This window comes from Microbacterium sp. Y832 (assembly GCF_057669765.1).
In genome coordinates this window covers 541,790-558,328 of the sequence record NZ_JBYHFM010000002.1, presented here as the reverse complement: position 1 = coordinate 558,328, position 16,539 = coordinate 541,790, and the positions used below count along the sequence as shown (strand labels likewise).

Here is a 16,539-nt window from a genome sequence, read left to right as displayed (position 1 = left end):
GGTTTGGGGAGGATCAGGCCGCCAGACGGAGTCCGCGCGGGTCGGTCGCGACGCGCTCGCCATCGGCGATCGTCTCGTCATCGCCGATGAGCGCGCCCCCCGCGACCCTGGCGCCGACGCCGACCTGGACGCGGATGCCGATCTTGGCCCCCGCACCGATGGCGGCACCCGTGCAGATGTGCGCGTGCGGGGCAATCTGCGCCGCGGGTCCGATGACGGCGTCGGTCTCGACCCACACACCGCGGCTGACGCGGGCGCCCGCCGCGATCTGCACACCCGGTTCGACATACGCACCCGCCTCGACGACGGCTGAGGGGTGCACCTTCGCGCCGTGCGCGACGAGCCCCCGGCCGTTGACGTGCTTGCGGTAGCGCAGCACTTCTCCGCGGTCGTTTTCGATGTCGATATAGTTCTTGCCCACAGATCCCTCCCGATCGAGCGAACAATGACATAACCTCGCCGCGTCGCGGTCCATTCCCGCATGGCATACTTCCGCCGTGGCGGACATCGAGATGGCGGCGATCCCGGCGGGATCGGTCGCGCTGCACGACGCGCGGCGCGACCGGCGCTGGAGGGTCGAGCTCGAGCCCTTCGAGATCGGGGTGTACCCCGTGACGCAGGCGCAGATGGCCGAACTGCTCGGCGAGACGGCGACGCACCCCCGGCGGCCGGCCGTCGACGTCAGCTGGCTGCGTGCCGTGCGGGTGTGCAACGCGGCATCCGAATGGGAAGGGCTCGATCCCGCCTACACATTCGAGGGCGAGCAGGTGACGTGGCACATCGACTCCGACGGCTACCGTCTGCCGACCGAGGCGGAGTGGGAGTACGCCTGCCGCGCGGGTTCGACCGGGCCCCACTACGGACCGCTCGCCGATGTCGCCTGGACGGCCGCCGACGGCGTGACGCAACCGCAGCCGGTCGGTGGGCGGCATCCCAACCTCTTCGGGCTCTTCGACACGCTCGGCAACGTGTGGGAATGGTGCTGGGACCCGCTCGATCCGGCGCGTTACGACGACTACCGCGTGTTCCGCGGTGGCGGGTTCGCTGACGATGCGTGGAGCGTGCGGGCGTCGACGCGGCGCGGCGGCGCGCCGCGGATGCACCACGACGACGTGGGTCTGCGCTTCGCGCGCGGCGGCTTCGACGCCGTCGACGCGGCGCAGGGCTGGTCGGCGCGGGCTGACCGCGAACGGTCCCTCGCCGATGGTCCGAGACCCTCGGGCTGGACGCCGCGGCGCTGAGGGGCGCGTCTGGACGGATCCACGGCGTCGTCTACGCTGAGGGCGTCCCGTGTCGATGGAGAGGCGGACGCGATGCTTCCCGCACCTCGTGATGAGAGTCCGATCCCGACGGATCGCCCGGTGGCCCGGGCCGCGCACGAGACCCGGCCGACGGTGCGCGACGTGCTGGCGCTCGACGCGGTCGCCGCCGGCGTTCCCGAAGTGCTCGTGGGCGGTGTCGCCCTCGATGCCCGCGTGCGGTGGCTTCACGTGTCGGACAGTGCGGGCGTGGCGCGTCTGCTCGACGGCCAAGAGCTGCTGCTGTCGACGGGGTCATCCTGGCCGGATGCCGCCGAGGACCGAGCCGCCTTCGCGCACGGCCTCGCCGACGCCGGTGTCGCGGGAATCGTGCTCGAACTGGGCACGCGACATCGGGCCGCTCCGCCCGAGATCGTCGCGGTGGCCGCGGACCGCGGGATGGCCATGATCGTGCTGCACCGAGAAGTGAAGTTCGTGAATCTGACGCAGGCCGTGCACAGCCGCATCATCTCGGATCAGCACGACGCACTGCGCGCCCGCGACGAGGTGCACGAGCGCTTCACGATGCTCGCCCTGCGCGGATCACCCGCGGATTTCATCGTGCATCAGCTCGCTCAGACCCTCGGCGCGCCCGTCGTGCTCGAGAATCGCGCGCACGAGGTCGTCGCCGCCGAAGTGCCGCTCTCCCTCGAGGAGGAGCTGTTCGCGCAGTGGGAGCTGCGCTCGCGCGCTGCGCACCGCCGCGCCGACCAGCGACGCGACAGGGGCGAGCTCGATGACGCCGAGGACTGGGCGGTCGTGCCCGTCGAAGCACGCGGCATCCGGTGGGGGCACCTCGTCGTGCTGCCGGGGCCGACGCACCCCGCCGGACGCACAGCCGTGCTCGAGCAGGCCGCGATCGCGCTCGCCGTCGGGCGTCTGGCCGACGGCGATGCCGATGAATGGGGCCGGATCGGGCGGCGCCGGCTCATCGACGGACTGCTCGCCGGACGCTTCGCCGGCATCGGCGGCGCATCCGCGCGCCTCGAGGCGGCGGGCATCCCGCTGCGCGGCGCGCACCTGTACGGCATCGTCGCCTGCGGCGTGCCCGTGTCAGCCGAAGCCGTCGATGGGGCCGCGCGCGCGCTGCGCGGTCGCGCCGTCGCGGGATCGGCGCCCGAGGGCATGGCGGCCCCTGCGACGACGATCCTGCTGTCGCTGCCCGCCGACGTCGCGTTCGACGATGCGACCGCCACGGGCTTCGCCCGCTCGCTCGTGGATTCGCCTGAAGCCGCCGACCGCCTCCTCGTGTCGATCGGGCAGGCCGCCGACACCGTCGAACGCGCTCTGGTCTCGCTGCACGACGCCGTCGACCTCGCGCACGGGCGACGTCGACGCGGGGGCCGCGGACCCGTGCTGCGCCGCTCGGACGACCGGCCGCTCGTGCACCTCGTGAGCGCGCTGCGCGGCGACCCGCGCGTGCTGGACCACGGCGAACGGATGCTGGCGCCGCTCATCGTGCACGACCTCGGCCGCGGCGGCGACCTGCTCGATGTACTCGAGGCGATGCTCGCGCATCCCGGCAACCGCACCGCCGCGGCGTCCGCTTCGCACCTCTCCCGGTCGGTGTTCTATCAGCGCATCGCCCTCATCGAGGAGCTGCTGGGTGTTGACCTCGATGACGGAGAAGTGCAGACGGCGCTGCACATCGCGCTGCTCGTGCGCCGGTCGGCGGGGCGCTGACGCGTCCGTCGCCGGTGGCCCATCACGGCGCGACGTAGACCTTGCGGAGGGTCTCGCGCACGGTCCAGACCGTGCGCATCCCCTCCTCGAGGCGCACGATCGACCCCGCGCGCAGCACGATCGGCGGTAGCAGCGGATGCTCGAACTCGACCGTCGCGTCGCCCGCGAGGACGACGAACACCTCGTCTGACTCGACATCGCGCGAGACGCCGGGCGTGTGCTCCCACACCCCGACGACCCGGCCCGCCGCGTCGTCGAGGTCGACGGCGCGTGTCGCGGGGGAGCCGGCCACGACGTGGTCGAGCGGCACGGTCTCGAACGGCACCGGCAGGTGCGCGGCGTCGGCAGCGACCCCCGACGTCAGCCGGGTCATGAGTCGAACCCCAGTCCGAGCACGTCGAGGCTCTTCAGCAGCAGGTTGCGGCGCCCCTGGTCATGGTCGGCCCGGTCGAGCGACCAGCGCGTCGCCTGGATGCCGATCGAGGCGAGAGGCTCGGGCGGAAAGGGGAGCGGGCGGGTGCGCACCATCTGCAGCTGAGTGCGCGCCGTCTGCTCGCCGGCGAGCAGATCGAGCATGACCTCGCCCGCGAAGCGGGTCGCCGCGACGCCCAGCCCCGTGAAGCCCGCGGCGTAGGCGACGCGTCCGCCGCGGGCCGAGCCGAAGAAGGCGCTGAACTGCGTCGACGTGTCGATCGCGCCCGCCCAGCGGTGAGTGAACCGCAGTCCTTCGAGCTGCGGGAACAGCGTGAAGAAGTGGCTCGCCAGCCGCCGCCACGACTCGGGCCGGTTCTCGTACGCCGAGCGCACGCGGCGGCCGTAGTGGTAGACGGCGTCGTAGCCGCCGAAGAGGAGACGGTTGTCACGGCTCAGCCGCACGTAGTGGAACTGGTTCGCGAGATCGCTGAACCCCTGCCGCCCGGCCCATCCCACCGACGCGAGCTGCGCGCTCGACAACGGCTCGGTCATGAGCACGTAGTCATAGACCGGCACCGTCATGAGTCGGTTGCGCCGCAGCAGCGACGGGAAGACGTTCGTCGCGAGAGCGACCCGCGACGCGATGACCCGTCCCTGCGGCATCTGGACCGCGACATCGCCGCCCGCATCAGAGAGACCTCGCACGAGCGAATGCTCGTAGATCTCGACGCCGGCTTCTTCGGCGGCGCGCGCGAGCCCCGCCGCGAGCTTGCCCGGATGCACGAGCGCCGTGGACTGCTTCTCGAACACCGCGCCCAGGAACGCCGGAGACGCGATAGCCGCTCGCGTCTCGTCGACGCTCAGCCGCTCGATGCTCGTGTCGCCGCGGCGCGCGGCATCGGCCGCCCACTCGTCGAGCCAGGCGAGCTGGTGCGGTTCGGTCGCGACGCCGAGGGCTCCGGTGCGCTCCCAGTCGGCGTCGATGCCGTACGCGGCGATGTCCGCGCCCATCGCTTCGAGGTTGGCCATGCCCAGTCGATCGAGCTCATCGATCTCGCCGGGCCAGCGCGATGCTCCGTTGTCGCGGCCGTGCGTCAGGCTCGCGTCGCAGAATCCGCCGTTGCGTCCCGACGCCGCCCACCCGACCGTGCGCGCTTCAACGACGATGACGCGGGCATCCGGTGCGCGCCGCTTCGCGAGCAGGGCGGTCCACAGGCCCGTGTATCCGCCGCCGACGACGACGAGCTCGGCGGCACCCGTGCCCGTGAAGACCGGCCGCTGCGGCTGAGCGGGCAGGTCATCGAGCCAGAAGACGCTGTGCCGGGTGTCGGCGAGGCTCTCGGCGATGACGGATGCCGCGGGCCGCTGCCGCTCGTAGACCGTCGTGCTCATCGGGTCGCCCCTGCCTCGTAGACGCGCTCGCCCGCGACGAAGGTCTGCAGAACCCCGGTCGCGCCGATCTCGTCGGCGGGACCGGCGAAGGGGTCTCGGTCGAGCACCACCAGATCGGCGTGCTTGCCGACCTCGATCGTGCCCGTCACGTCGTCCAGGTGGTTCACCCACGCCGAGCCCGCCGTGTACGCCGTGAGCGAGGTCGCGAGATCGATCGCCTGCTCGGGCAGGAACGGGTCGTACTCGCCCTCTTCGTAGCCGGGCGCTGCCGTGCGGTTGACGGCGGTGTGGATCGCGGCGAGCGGGTTCGGCGTCGACACCGACCAGTCGCTGCCCGCCGCGAGCACGGCCCCCGCGCGCAGCAGATCGCCGAAGGGGTACTGCCACGCGCTGCGCGGCTGCCCGAGGAAGGGCAGCGTGAGATCGACCATCTGCGGCTCGAGCGTCGCCCACAGGGACTGCATGTTCGCCGCGACCCCCAGTTCGCGAAACCGCGGCACGTCATCGGGGTGCACGACCTGGATGTGGGCGATGTGGTGACGGTTGTCGCCGCGGCCGTTGCGCGCGATCGCGTGCTCGACGGCATCGAGGCACTCGCGCACGGCCCGGTCGCCGATCGCGTGGAAGTGCACCTGGAACCCCGCAGCATCCAGCAGCGGCACGGCCTCGTTCAGCACGTCGGGGGGCACGAACGAGATGCCGGAGTTGTCGGTGGGGTGGCCGTGCCCGTCGCCGTAGGGCTCGAGCATGGCGGCGGTGAAGCTCTCGGCGACCCCGTCTTGCATGATCTTGACGCTCGTCGCGGCGAAGCGTCCTCCACGGTAGCGGTCGCGGCGCTCGACGAGCGAGGGGATCTGCTCGATGCCCTTCGTGCGGTCCCACCACAGTGCTCCGACGACGCGCGCCGTCAGTGTGCCAGCCGCCGCGGCGGCGAGGTAGGCGGGGCCGGGATCGCCGGCGTCGCCGTACGGACCGACGATCGCGTCCTGCCAGGCCGTGATGCCGTACGAGTGCAGGTGGCGCTGACCGGTGAGGAGGGCTTCGACGAGTCGCTCCGGCGGTTCTTCCGGCAGGAGCCGGTTGACCAGCGACATCGCGCCCTCGTGGAGGGTTCCGGTCGCATGACCGTCGATGTCGCGCTCGATGCGGCCGTCTGCGGGGTCGGGGGTGGCCCGGTCGATCCCGGCGAGCCGCATCGCGGCGGAGTTGACCCACGCGCCGTGCCCGTCGCGATTGGGGAAGAAGGCGGGGCGATCAGCCACGACGGCATCGAGCGCGGCGGCTGTCGGGGTGCCCCCGGGAAACGCCGACATCTGCCAGCCGCCCCCGAGGATCCACGCGTCGTCAGGGTGAGATGCCGCATAGCGCGCGATCGCGGCGAGATACTCCTCAGCTGTCGCGTGGTCGGACAGGTCGCAGCGCAGCATGTCCAGTCCGCCCCAGACCGGATGCACGTGCGCGTCCTGGAACCCGGGCACGAGCAGGCGCCCGGCGAGGTCGACGACCTCGGTGCGGGGCCCGATGAGGCTGCCGATGTCGTCGCCGCCGACCGCGACGATCCGTCCGCCGGTGACGGCGACCGATCGCGCGCGCGAGCGCACGGCATCCGCGGTGAACACGGCCCCTCCGCGGAAGACCAGGTCTGCTTCGGGTCGCATGGGGGAAGAGGACACGATCAGCCGCCCGTCATCGTGCGGGCGATCTGGGTCGCCGAGTCGCCGGCGCGCTTGAGGACGAGCGCTACGAGGGCCAGGGCGACGAGTGTGAGCAGCAGCATGATCGTCGACACCGCAGCGATCTCGGGACGCAACCCGGAACGCACAGCGCTCAGCACGTAGACGGGCCACGGCGTCGTGCCCGACACCTGTACGAACGCCGCGACGATCGTGTTGTCCAGTGCGAGGGTGAACGCCAGCAGGAAGCCCGCGAGCACGGCGGGCATCGCGAGCGCGAGCGTGATGCGGCGGAACGTCGTGACCGGCTTCGCGTACAGGTCGCCCGAGGCCTCTTCGAGGTTCGCGTCCTGCCCGATCAGCCGCGCTCGCACGATGTACGACACGACCGCCGTCGAGAACAGCGACGAGCCCACCGAGAGGCGCACGATGCCGTCGTTGAACATCGACAGACCGAGGTCCTGCCCGAGCCAGACGAGGAACGGCAGCAGGGCGACGGCGTCGACGATCTCGGGTGTGACCGATACGAGCAGCAGCAGTCCCAGTAGCCACCACGCCCACTTGCCCGGGTAGCGTGCCATCGCGATGCCGGCGAGCGTGCCGAGCACCGTCGCGATGAGCGCCGAGATGACAGCCGTGATGATCGACACGCGCACGGCATTCTGGATCGCGGGCTTGTCGAGGATCGTCCGGAACGCGTCGAACCCGAAGCCGTCCCACGCGACGAGCAGCCGCCCCGTGTTGAACGAGTAGATGACGATGACGATGATCGGCGCGAACAGGAAGAGCAGCACGAGGATGCCCCACACGTTCAGCAGCACGTCGGTCCAGGGCCGCTTCGCACGCGGCCCCTTGGTGCGGCTGCGTGCCCGCAGGATCGTCTCGGTCGAGGGGTGAGTGCTCATACCCGCACCTTCTCGCCCGCGGGAGCGGGGGCATCCGTCGTCTCCGTCGTCGCGGGCGCCGGCCCCAGCACGAGGCGGTTCGCCGATCGGAACGGCAGCGTCACGAGCCACAGCACGAGGCCGACGAGGGCGATCGTGGCGGTGATGACGAGCATGAGCAGCACCGCCATCGCCGAGCCCAGAGCCCAGTTCTGGGCCGTCTGGAACTGGCTCGCGACGAGCTGTCCGACCATGTTGCCCTTCGCCCCGCCGAGCACCGTCGCGGTGATGTAGTCACCCATCAGCGGGATGAACACGAGCAGCACACCCGCGATGACACCGGGCCGCGACAGCGGCAGCGTGACCCGCAGGAACGTGCGCACCTTGCCGGCACCGAGATCCTTGGATGCCTCGCGCAGGGCCGGCCCCACCCGGTCGAACGCGACGAACAGCGGCAGCACCATGAGCGGCAGGTAGTTGTAGACGACGCCGATGACGACGGCCGTGCGCGTGTACAGCAGATCGAGCGGGCCGTCGAGCACGCCGATCGACTGCAGCATGGTCGACAGCCATCCCTCGGGGGCGATGATCACCTGCCAGCCGATCGTCCGCACGAGGAAGTTGGTCCAGAACGGCACGAGGACGAGCGCGATCAGAAGTCCGCGGCGGCGAGGGGGCACCTTGAAGGCCATCCAGTACGCCACCGGGGCGCCGATCAGAAAGCACAGGACCGTGCCGATCAGCCCGACCCACAGGGTGTTCTGAAACGTCGTGAAGAACGTCGGCGACATCGCCTCGATGTAGCGATCGAACGACAGGACGTCATTGGCGTGGGTGCCGAAGATGCCGGGCTTGTAACCGAAGCTGAACCACACGACCATCGCCACGGGGGCGACGAAGAAGATGACCAGCCACAGCCACGCGGGAATCGCGAGGAGGGGGCCCGGGGAGCGTTTACTCACCCGCGGCGGCCTTCATCGCGTTCCAGATCTCGACGCGCACGGTCTGCGAGTCGTTGAGCACCTGCTCATGCATCGTCTCGAGCTGGTCGGGGGTGAAGAAGATGAGATCGGTCAGCTCCAGGCCGGCATCGATCGCGCCCTGCTCCATGTCCTTCCCGCCGACGTGATATCCGATGTAGTCGAGGTTCAGGAAGAGGTTCTCGGGAGCGAGAGAGAAGTTGATGAAGGCGTGTGCGGCCTCGGGGTTGGGAGCGCCCTCGGCGATGCACCAGTTGTCCATCCACAGCTCGGTCACCGGCCCGGGCAGTACCCACTGCCACCGCTCGGGATCGGGACTCTCGAGGATGCCGAGGCGCGCATCGCCGTTCCATGACTGCACGAGCGCCTGCGTGCCCTGCGGGATGGCGTTCGTGCCGGGGTACGAGTCGAACGCCGAGATGTGCGGGGCGATCTGGGTGATGAGGAACTCGCGGCATGCCTCGAGCTCGGCGGGATCCTCGGTGTTCCAGTCCATGTCGTTGGCCCAGAAGTACGCGCCGACGATCCCGGCCGGATCATCGGACATCGAGGTGCGGCCGCTCGCCTCGTTCTGGGCGGCGTCGAAGAAGTCCCCCCACGTCGACAGCTCCCGCGTGATGACGTTCTTGTCGTAGACGAATCCCGTCGTGCCCCATGCCTTGCAGATCGAGTAGGCGTTGTCGGGATCCCACGCGCGGCCGAGCACCGACGGGTCCATGTTGTCGATGTTGGGGAGCAGTTCCTTGGTGAACGGCAGGAGCAGGCCGTTCTCGATCATCTGCGGGATGAAGACGCCCGTCGGCACGATGATGTCGTACCCGCTTGTTCCGCGCGCGGCGATGAGCTTGGCGATGAGCTCTTCGTTGGATGAGTACGAGTCCAACGTGACGCGCGGACCGAGCTGCTCGGTGAACGCCGTGATGACCTCGGGGGCGTCGTAGTCACCCCACGTGTAGACCGACAGGTTGGCTTCGAGGTCGCCCCCCGTCGCGCCGGGCGCGGGCGCGGCGCTGCCGCCCGGGGAGCACGCCGCGAGCATCGCGGTGCCGCCGGCGAGGGCGGCGAGACCGAGGAAGCGCCGCCGGGACAGTTCTTGCGCGATACGCGGCACGGCGCTGTCGTGCGCGAGGATGCGGACGGGGGTGCGTGAGGCGGTCATCGGTGTCTCCTTGTTCGGGTCGGAGCGCGAGCGCCGGTGTGAGGCGCGGGCTAGAGGGTCGGTGGCGCGAGGTACCCGCCCTCCTCAGCGGCAGCGTCGGCGGGAAAGAGCATGACGTGCGCGGCCGACCACGTGCACGTGACGGTGTCACCGACCTGCAGAGCGGGTGCCTCAGGCGTCGGGCGCCGCACGATGAAGGACTGGTCGAGGCCGAGTCGCACGAGGTACTGCATCGTGTCGCCGAGGTGGGACAGTCCGATCAGTTCACCGCTGACGGTGTTGGCCCCCCGAGTCGTGGCGGCATTGCGCTCGATCGCGATGAATTCGGGACGGATGGCAGCTTCGCCGTGCGTCTTGCCGGCCAGGGCCGCCTCGACTCCGCGGACCGTGGCGTGCGGAGTCGTCACGGTCGTACCACCGTCGGCGACCTCGCCGCGGAAGAAGTTCTGCTGTCCGACGAATGCCGCGACGTACGCCGACGCAGGGCGTGCATAGATCGTGTCGGCGTCGGCCAGCTGCTCGATGTGGCCGGCGCGCATGATGGCGATGCGGTCGCTCATCGACAGCGCCTCGCCCTGGTCGTGCGTCACGAAGACGAAAGTGATGCCGAGGCGGGACTGCAGCAGCTTCAGCTCGAGCTGCATCTCTTCGCGAAGCTGCCGGTCCAGCGCCCCGAGCGGTTCGTCGAGCAGCAGTACGGCCGGACGATTGACGAGCGCCCGGGCCAAGGCGACCCGCTGCTGCTGGCCGCCGGAGAGCTGTGTCGGCCTGCGGTCGGCGAACGGACGCATCTGCACGAGCGCGAGCGCGTCGGCGACCCGCTCGCGCACCTCGCTCTTGGGCGTGCGGCGCTGCTGCAGTCCGTACGCGACGTTCTCGGCGACGGAGAGGTGGGGGAAGAGGGCGTACGCCTGGAAGACCGTGTTGACATCGCGGCGATAAGGCGGGGCCGACAGCACGGACTGACCGGAGATGCGGATGTCGCCCTCATCGGGATTCTCGAACCCGGCGATCATGCGCAGCGTCGTCGTCTTGCCGCAGCCCGACGGGCCCAGGAACGAGATGAACTCGCCGGGCTGGATCACGAGCGACAGATCATCGACGGCGGTCTGGTCGCCGTAGCGCTTCGTGATCGCGTCGAGGACGACGGATCCGCGCGCGGTGGGCGCATCGCTCGGAGAGTCACGGGTCGCCTGCACGTCGGTCGCGGTCGCCACGTCGAGCCTCCTGGTCACCGCGCCTCAGTGCGCAGTACCGGGTATTCAATCCAGCGAAATCCGCGCGGCGCAACGCCCCGGCGACCGAACCGGACGATCCGAAAGGGCGGTGTGCGGTGTCTGACAGATCGTCCGGGAGAGGTGGCTTCAGGTCTGGCACACAGGACACCAGAACACGTTGCGCTCACGGGTCCCGTCGGCGCCGAGTGTCGTCGTGCGGATCGGGGTTCCGCAGCGTCGGCACGGGGCGTTCTCACGCCGGTACACCCACGTGCGGCGGCCTGGGCGGGAGTCTCCGGTGAAGGTGCGGCCCGATCGGTCCCGGTTCGCGCGGATCATGCGCACGCCCGTGTCGATGAGCGCAGCGGCGTCGACCTCGTTCGCCGGGGTGGTCGGCAGGATCCCGCGGACGAACAGCATCTCGTTCGCGTAGACGTTGCCCCACCCCGCGACGTTGCGCTGGTCGAGGATCGCGACGTGCGCGGCTCGCGGATCGGACTGCAGCCGGCGGACCGCCTCGCCGGCATCCCATTCGGAGGAGAGCGGGTCGGGGCCGAGGTATCCGACGAGGTCGTCTTCGCGCGCCGTCGGCACGACCTCGATGTCGGCGAGGTCGAAGCCGACCGCCTCGTGCCCTGCCGTGCCGATGACGGCGCGGGCTCGGAAAGCGGGCGCGCGCCAGCGCTCGCCGCGGCGATAGATGTGCCACTCGCCCTCCATCTTGAGGTGCGAGTGCAGCGACCACGGCCCGATGCGGTGCAGCAGGTGCTTGCCGCGGGGCACGACCCCGTGCACCGTGAGTCCCGTGAGGTCGATCGTGGCGGCCTGCGGCACGCGCAGTTCGAAGCGCGTCACTTCGGCGCCGGCGAGCACGTCGTCAAGCCGCCGTGCCGCGCGGTAGACGGTGTCGCCCTCAGGCACGCGTCGCCTGCCGTGCGGCATCGCCGGCCGTGAGCCGGCGCAGCGTGAGGCCTCGGGGCGACTCGACGAAGCCCGCCGCTCGCAGCAGACGGTCGACCGCCGTGCCGAAGACGAGCGTGCCGTTGACCTGCTCGATCGTCAGGGTCTCGAGTCGACGCGCGCGCGCCGTGGCGGCGAGCTCGCGCGTCGCCGCCTCGAGAGCCTGCTCGTCGTCGGTGAACGCCAGCGCCGACTTGCCGCCGCGCTCGAGGTAGAGCACGAGCGCGCCGTCGACGAGGACGACGAGGGCGCCGGCCTTTCGCCCGGGGCGATGCGATACGCCCTCGAGGGCCGGCCACGCCAGTGCCGCTCCGTACGGATTCGCCGGATCGGTCGCCGCGAGCGCGACGGCGTGCCGCGGCGGCGGGTCGGGCAGACCCGCGAACTCGCGCAGCCGGTCGACGGTCGCCGAGGCGGCGAACTGGGCGGCGCCGAGCTTCTCGATGACATAGCCGCGGCGGCAGTGGCCGGCCTCTTCGAACCCGGCCAGCACGCGGTACACCTGCGCGAATCCACCCGGCACGCCCTCGGACTGCACGGACCCGCGGGTGACGACGCCGTACCGGTCCAGGAGCAGGCTCGCGCTCGCCGTCGCGCGCAGCGTCGGGTCGGTCTCAGCCGCAGGCAGCAGCGACCACCGACCCCCGAGAGCGGGAGGCCGCGGCGGCACCGAGGCTGCGAGGGTGCGCGAGGCGGTGCCGCGATACATGCGTGCCCGCGGTGCGCGGCGGGCCACCCGATGGGCCTGCGAGCCCCCGCCGGTGAGGGTGCGCACGGGCGAGAACGTGTCGTTCGTGATGCGCCCGGCCCACGTGAGGCTCCAGAGTGCATCGATGACGGCCTGCTCGCTGGCGGCTCCGGTGAGCTGCCTGAGCTGGGCGGCGAAGTACGCCCCGCCCGCCGACAGGGTCTGCAGCAGCTGGTCTTCGAGTGAGCCGGGCGCGACGTCGTCGTCGGGCAGCGCGAGGGTGAGGGGTGCGGCATCGACGGGATGCAGGGCGATCCAGCCGTCGCGACCGGGCAGCGTGCCGTGGCCCGACCACACGACCTCGCCCGACGACGTGAGCTCGTCGAGCATCGCCGGGGCGTAGTCGGCCACGCGGGCGGGCAGGATGAGCGACTCCCACGCACTCGCGGGGATCGGTACGCCCGCGAGCTGCTCGATGACAGCGGCGACGCCGTCGACGCCCTCGAGAGGGCGGGTGACGTGCTGCCACACGGGAAGGAACCGGGCGAACGCGTCGGGGGGCACGGGCTCGACGCTTCCGCGGATGGCGGCGAGCGAGCGCATCCGCAGACGCCGGAGCACTTCGGAGTCGCACCATTCGAGGTCATCGCCCGCGGGTTCGTCGCCGACCCGGGACCCGGTCGATGGCTCGGGCAGGAAGTAGCCGCTGGAGACCCGCCCCTGGGACTCGAGTCGCTGCAGGGTGAGACGGGCGACGGCAGGGCCGATCCCGAGCCGCTGGGCCGCGGCATCCGCACGGAAGGGTCCGTGGGTGCGGGCGTAGCGAGCGACGAGGTCGCCGAGCGGGTCGGGCAGCGGCTCGAGGAATGCCGTCGGGATTCCGACGGGAAGCGCGACTCCGAGCGCGTCGCGCAGTCGCCCGGCGTCTTCGATCGCGGCGTAGCGGACCGTGCCTGCGATGGTCACCCGGATCGCCCGCCGCGCATCGACGAGCGCGTCGAGCAGGGCGGCTGCATCGTCGCGGGTCGCGTGCTCCGGCACCGTGTCGTCTGCAGGCACGTCGTCGCTCTGCAGACGCAGAGCCGCCTCGTCGGCGTCGAGGGGGCCGAGCAGGCGCAGAAGATCCGCCGTGCCCTCGATTCCGCGGGCGCGACGCTCGGGGTCGAGTCGCTGCACTTCGCGGGCGAACTGGGCGATGATGTCGGGGTCGAGCAGCTCGCGCATCTCGACCTTGCCGAGCAGTTCGCCCAACAGTGCGGGGTCGACCGACAGCGCGGCGGCGCGTCGCTCGGCGAGCGGGGAATCACCCTCGTACATGAACGCGCCGACGTAGCCGAACAGCAGGTCGCGCGCGTACGGCGACGGCTGAGCGGGCTCGGTCTCGACGAGACGGATGCGACGGTCGCCGATGCTGCGGGCGATGCGCAGGAGCGCGGGCACGTCGTAGACGTCTTGCAGCACTTCGCGGAGCGTTTCGAGGATCACCGGGAAGGTCGGGTAACGCCGAGCCACCTCGAGCAGCTGCGCCGAGCGCTGGCGCTGCTGCCACAGCGGACTGCGCCGGCCCGGATTGCGGCGCGGCAGCAGCAGGGCGCGTGCTGCGCACTCGCGGAAGCGGGAGGCGAACAGCGCCGACCCGCCGACCTCGTCGGTCACGAGCTGTTCGAGCTCGTCGGGTTCGAAGACGAAGAGCTCGGCGCCGGGGGGTTCTGCCGTGGCATCGGGAACCCGCGCGATGATGCCGTCGTCGCTGGCCACCGCCGACCCCTCGACTCCGAGGCGCTCGCGGATGCGCGCATTGACGGCGAGAGCCCAGGGTGCGTGAACCTTCATTCCGTATGGGGAATGCAAGATGATCCGCCAGTCGCCGACCTCGTCGCGACCGCGCTCGACGGTCAGTGAGCGGTCAGTCGGCAAGGTGCCGGTGGCTTCACGCTGTTCGGCGAGATAAGCCAGCAGGTTGCCCTGTGCGAGCGGGTCGAGCCCGGCTTCTTCCAGCCGGGCGCGGGACTTCTCGGGCTTCGCGGTCGAGAGCTCGCGCGCGAAGCCGCCGAGTGCTTCGCCGAGCTCGGCCGGTCGGCCGATTCCGTCGCCGTGCCAGAACGGCAGCTTGCCCGGCTGCCCGAATGCCGGCACGACGTTGACCCGGTCGTGCGTGATCTCGACGATCCGCCAGCTGGTCGTGCCGAGGGTGAAGACGTCGTTGATACGCGACTCGTAGACCATCTCTTCATCGAGCTCGCCGACGCGCGCGTTCTGCGATTCGCCCGCGATGAAGACACCGAACAGTCCCCGGTCGGGGATCGTGCCGCCGCTCGTGACGGCGATGCGCTGCGAGCCGGGTCGACCCGTGAGTGTTCCGTGGTCTCGGTCCCAGACCAGGCGCGGCCGCAGTTCGGCGAACTCGTCGGACGGGAACCGGCCCGCGAGCAGATCGAGCGTGGCCTCGTAGGCCGACCGCGGCAGCGAGCGGAAGGGCGCCGAGCGCTTGAGCGTGTCGTACCACTCCTCGACATCGAGCGGCTCGAGGGCGCTTGCGGCGACCGTCTGCTGCGCGAGGATGTCGAGCGGGTTCTGCGGGATCGAGATGGACTCGATCTGCCCCGCCAGCATCCGCTCTGTGACGATCGCCGTGTGCAGGACATCGGCGCGATTCTTGGGGAACAGGGCCGCACGGCTGACCTCGCCGACCTGGTGGCCGGCGCGCCCGATGCGTTGCAGACCGGATGCGGCACTCGGTGGCGCCTCGACCTGGATGACGAGGTCGACCGCCCCCATGTCGATACCGAGCTCGAGGCTGCTCGTCGCGACGACGCAGCGCAGGACACCGCTCTTGAGCTCTTCTTCGACCTGCGCACGCTGCTCTTTCGACACCGAGCCGTGATGCGCTTTCGCGAGCACCGGCTCTGCACCCGCCGAGGAGCCCGCCTGTGCCATCATCTCGGCGGGGACGGCTGGCTCGGGCAGGTCGAGGCCGAGCCGTTCGGAGTAGATCTCGTTGAGGCGGCCGGTGAGGCGCTCGCCGAGCCTGCGCGAGTTGACGAAGACGATCGTGGATCGATGCTGCAGGATGCGGTCGACGATGGCCTCTTCGACGTGCGGCCACACCGAACCGGTCACCTCGGTCTGACCGGCGTCTGCGAACCAGTCCGCGTCGCCCTCGGCGCCGGGCTCAGGGGTGCCCGGCGGGGGCGGCGGGTTGAGCATGTCTTCGACCGGCACGACGACGGACATGTCGAAGGCCTTCGTCGAACGTGGCGCGACGATCTCGACGGGCGACGAGCCGCCGAGGAACCGGGCGACCTCGTCGATGGGCCGCACCGTCGCCGACAGTCCGATGCGCTGCGCGGGACCGATCTTCGGATCGTGCGCGCGGCGCAGCGCGTCGAGCCGCTCGAGGCTGACGGCGAGGTGCGCACCTCGCTTCGTCGCGGCGACGGCGTGGACCTCATCGATGATGACGGTGTGCACGTCGCGCAGGGTTTCGCGCGCCTGGCTGGTCAGCATGAGGTACAGAGATTCGGGCGTCGTGATGAGGATATCGGGCGGGGCCGTGACGAGCTTGCGGCGATCCGACGACGTCGTGTCGCCCGAACGCACGCCCACCGAGACGCCCGGCACCGCGATACCGAGGCGCCGGGCGGACTGGTCGATTCCGACGAGCGGCGAGCGCAGGTTGCGCTCGACATCGACGCCGAGCGCTTTGAGGGGCGAGATGTACAGGATGTGCGTGCCGGGCGCAGGACCGGAGCGGCGCCGGCCTTTCGCGGCGGGCGGGCGTGCGGCATCCTTCTCGCGGAAGATCCGGTCGATCGCCCACAGGAACGCCGCGAGGGTCTTGCCTGAGCCCGTCGGAGCGACCACGAGCGCGTGCTTTCCGGCGGACACGGCTCGCCACGCACCCGCCTGAGCTTCGGTCGGCGCGGCGAACGCCCCGCGGAACCAGTCCTGGGTCGCGGGGCCGAAACGCTCGAGCACGTCGCTCACCCCTCCATCTTCGTCGCTGCCACCGACATCGGGCCGGGCCTTGCAAGATCCGTCGTGCGGGGGATAGCCGGCGCTGCGCCGAGGCGTACCGATGCCCGTGCACCGTGTCGGGTCTGTGCCGCGACACGCCGGCCCGGCGTTCCTGCTTCACGGCGTGTCGTCCCGCGGGCCCGACAGTGTGCCCGCTCGGTGCTCTATGCCCCG

12 protein-coding genes are annotated in these 16,539 nt (G+C 70.9%); 2 read left to right on the top strand and 10 right to left on the bottom strand.

The window, feature by feature from the left end; translation table 11 throughout:
* Positions 1-13: 13 nt before the first annotated feature.
* The gene (locus tag AC25YV_RS05420) at positions 14-421 is read right to left on the bottom strand and encodes an LbetaH domain-containing protein (RefSeq protein ID WP_488122807.1); all 408 of its coding nucleotides are present in this window, start codon (positions 419-421) and stop codon (positions 14-16) included.
* Between the two features lie 76 nt (positions 422-497).
* Here AC25YV_RS05420 and AC25YV_RS05415 point away from each other — a divergent pair, with 76 nt between their 5' ends.
* The gene (locus AC25YV_RS05415; RefSeq protein ID WP_488122806.1) at positions 498-1,241 is read left to right on the top strand and encodes a formylglycine-generating enzyme family protein; all 744 of its coding nucleotides are present in this window, start codon (positions 498-500) and stop codon (positions 1,239-1,241) included.
* 72 nt (positions 1,242-1,313) lie between these two features.
* Complete coding sequence (locus AC25YV_RS05410) at positions 1,314-2,981, top strand: PucR family transcriptional regulator (RefSeq protein WP_488122805.1); 1,668 nt, start codon at positions 1,314-1,316, stop codon at positions 2,979-2,981.
* A gap of 22 nt (positions 2,982-3,003) precedes the next feature.
* On the opposite strand, the gene AC25YV_RS05405 is transcribed toward AC25YV_RS05410, so the two are convergent.
* The 9 genes from AC25YV_RS05405 to AC25YV_RS05365 form a co-directional block, all read right to left on the bottom strand.
* The gene (locus AC25YV_RS05405; protein ID WP_488122804.1) at positions 3,004-3,354 is read right to left on the bottom strand and encodes a cupin domain-containing protein; all 351 of its coding nucleotides are present in this window, start codon (positions 3,352-3,354) and stop codon (positions 3,004-3,006) included.
* Positions 3,351-4,787, bottom strand: a complete 1,437-nt coding sequence (locus AC25YV_RS05400) for an NAD(P)/FAD-dependent oxidoreductase (protein ID WP_488122803.1) — start codon at positions 4,785-4,787, stop codon at positions 3,351-3,353. Before AC25YV_RS05400 ends, AC25YV_RS05405 begins: the two co-directional genes overlap by 4 nt.
* Complete coding sequence (locus AC25YV_RS05395; protein ID WP_488122802.1) at positions 4,784-6,445, bottom strand: amidohydrolase; 1,662 nt, start codon at positions 6,443-6,445, stop codon at positions 4,784-4,786. The genes AC25YV_RS05400 and AC25YV_RS05395 overlap by 4 nt, the downstream gene beginning before the upstream one ends.
* 17 nt (positions 6,446-6,462) lie before the next feature.
* The gene (locus AC25YV_RS05390) at positions 6,463-7,365 is read right to left on the bottom strand and encodes an ABC transporter permease (protein ID WP_488122801.1); all 903 of its coding nucleotides are present in this window, start codon (positions 7,363-7,365) and stop codon (positions 6,463-6,465) included.
* Entirely contained in the window at positions 7,362-8,306 is a 945-nt protein-coding gene (locus AC25YV_RS05385) for an ABC transporter permease (RefSeq protein WP_488122800.1), read from the bottom strand. The genes AC25YV_RS05390 and AC25YV_RS05385 overlap by 4 nt, the downstream gene beginning before the upstream one ends.
* On the bottom strand, positions 8,299-9,483 hold the full coding sequence (locus AC25YV_RS05380) for a polyamine ABC transporter substrate-binding protein (protein ID WP_488122799.1): 1,185 nt from the start codon (positions 9,481-9,483) through the stop codon (positions 8,299-8,301). The genes AC25YV_RS05385 and AC25YV_RS05380 overlap by 8 nt, the downstream gene beginning before the upstream one ends.
* A 50-nt stretch (positions 9,484-9,533) precedes the next feature.
* A complete protein-coding gene (locus AC25YV_RS05375) occupies positions 9,534-10,700 on the bottom strand; it encodes an ABC transporter ATP-binding protein (RefSeq protein ID WP_488122798.1) in 1,167 nt (388 codons plus the stop codon).
* Positions 10,701-10,847: 147 nt separating this feature from the next.
* Positions 10,848-11,621 (bottom strand): DNA-formamidopyrimidine glycosylase family protein, encoded by a 774-nt coding sequence (locus AC25YV_RS05370; RefSeq protein ID WP_488122797.1) that lies wholly within the window; start codon positions 11,619-11,621, stop codon positions 10,848-10,850.
* Positions 11,614-16,335 (bottom strand): ATP-dependent helicase, encoded by a 4,722-nt coding sequence (locus tag AC25YV_RS05365; RefSeq protein WP_488122796.1) that lies wholly within the window; start codon positions 16,333-16,335, stop codon positions 11,614-11,616. Before AC25YV_RS05365 ends, AC25YV_RS05370 begins: the two co-directional genes overlap by 8 nt.
* Between the last annotated feature and the right edge of the window lie 204 nt (positions 16,336-16,539).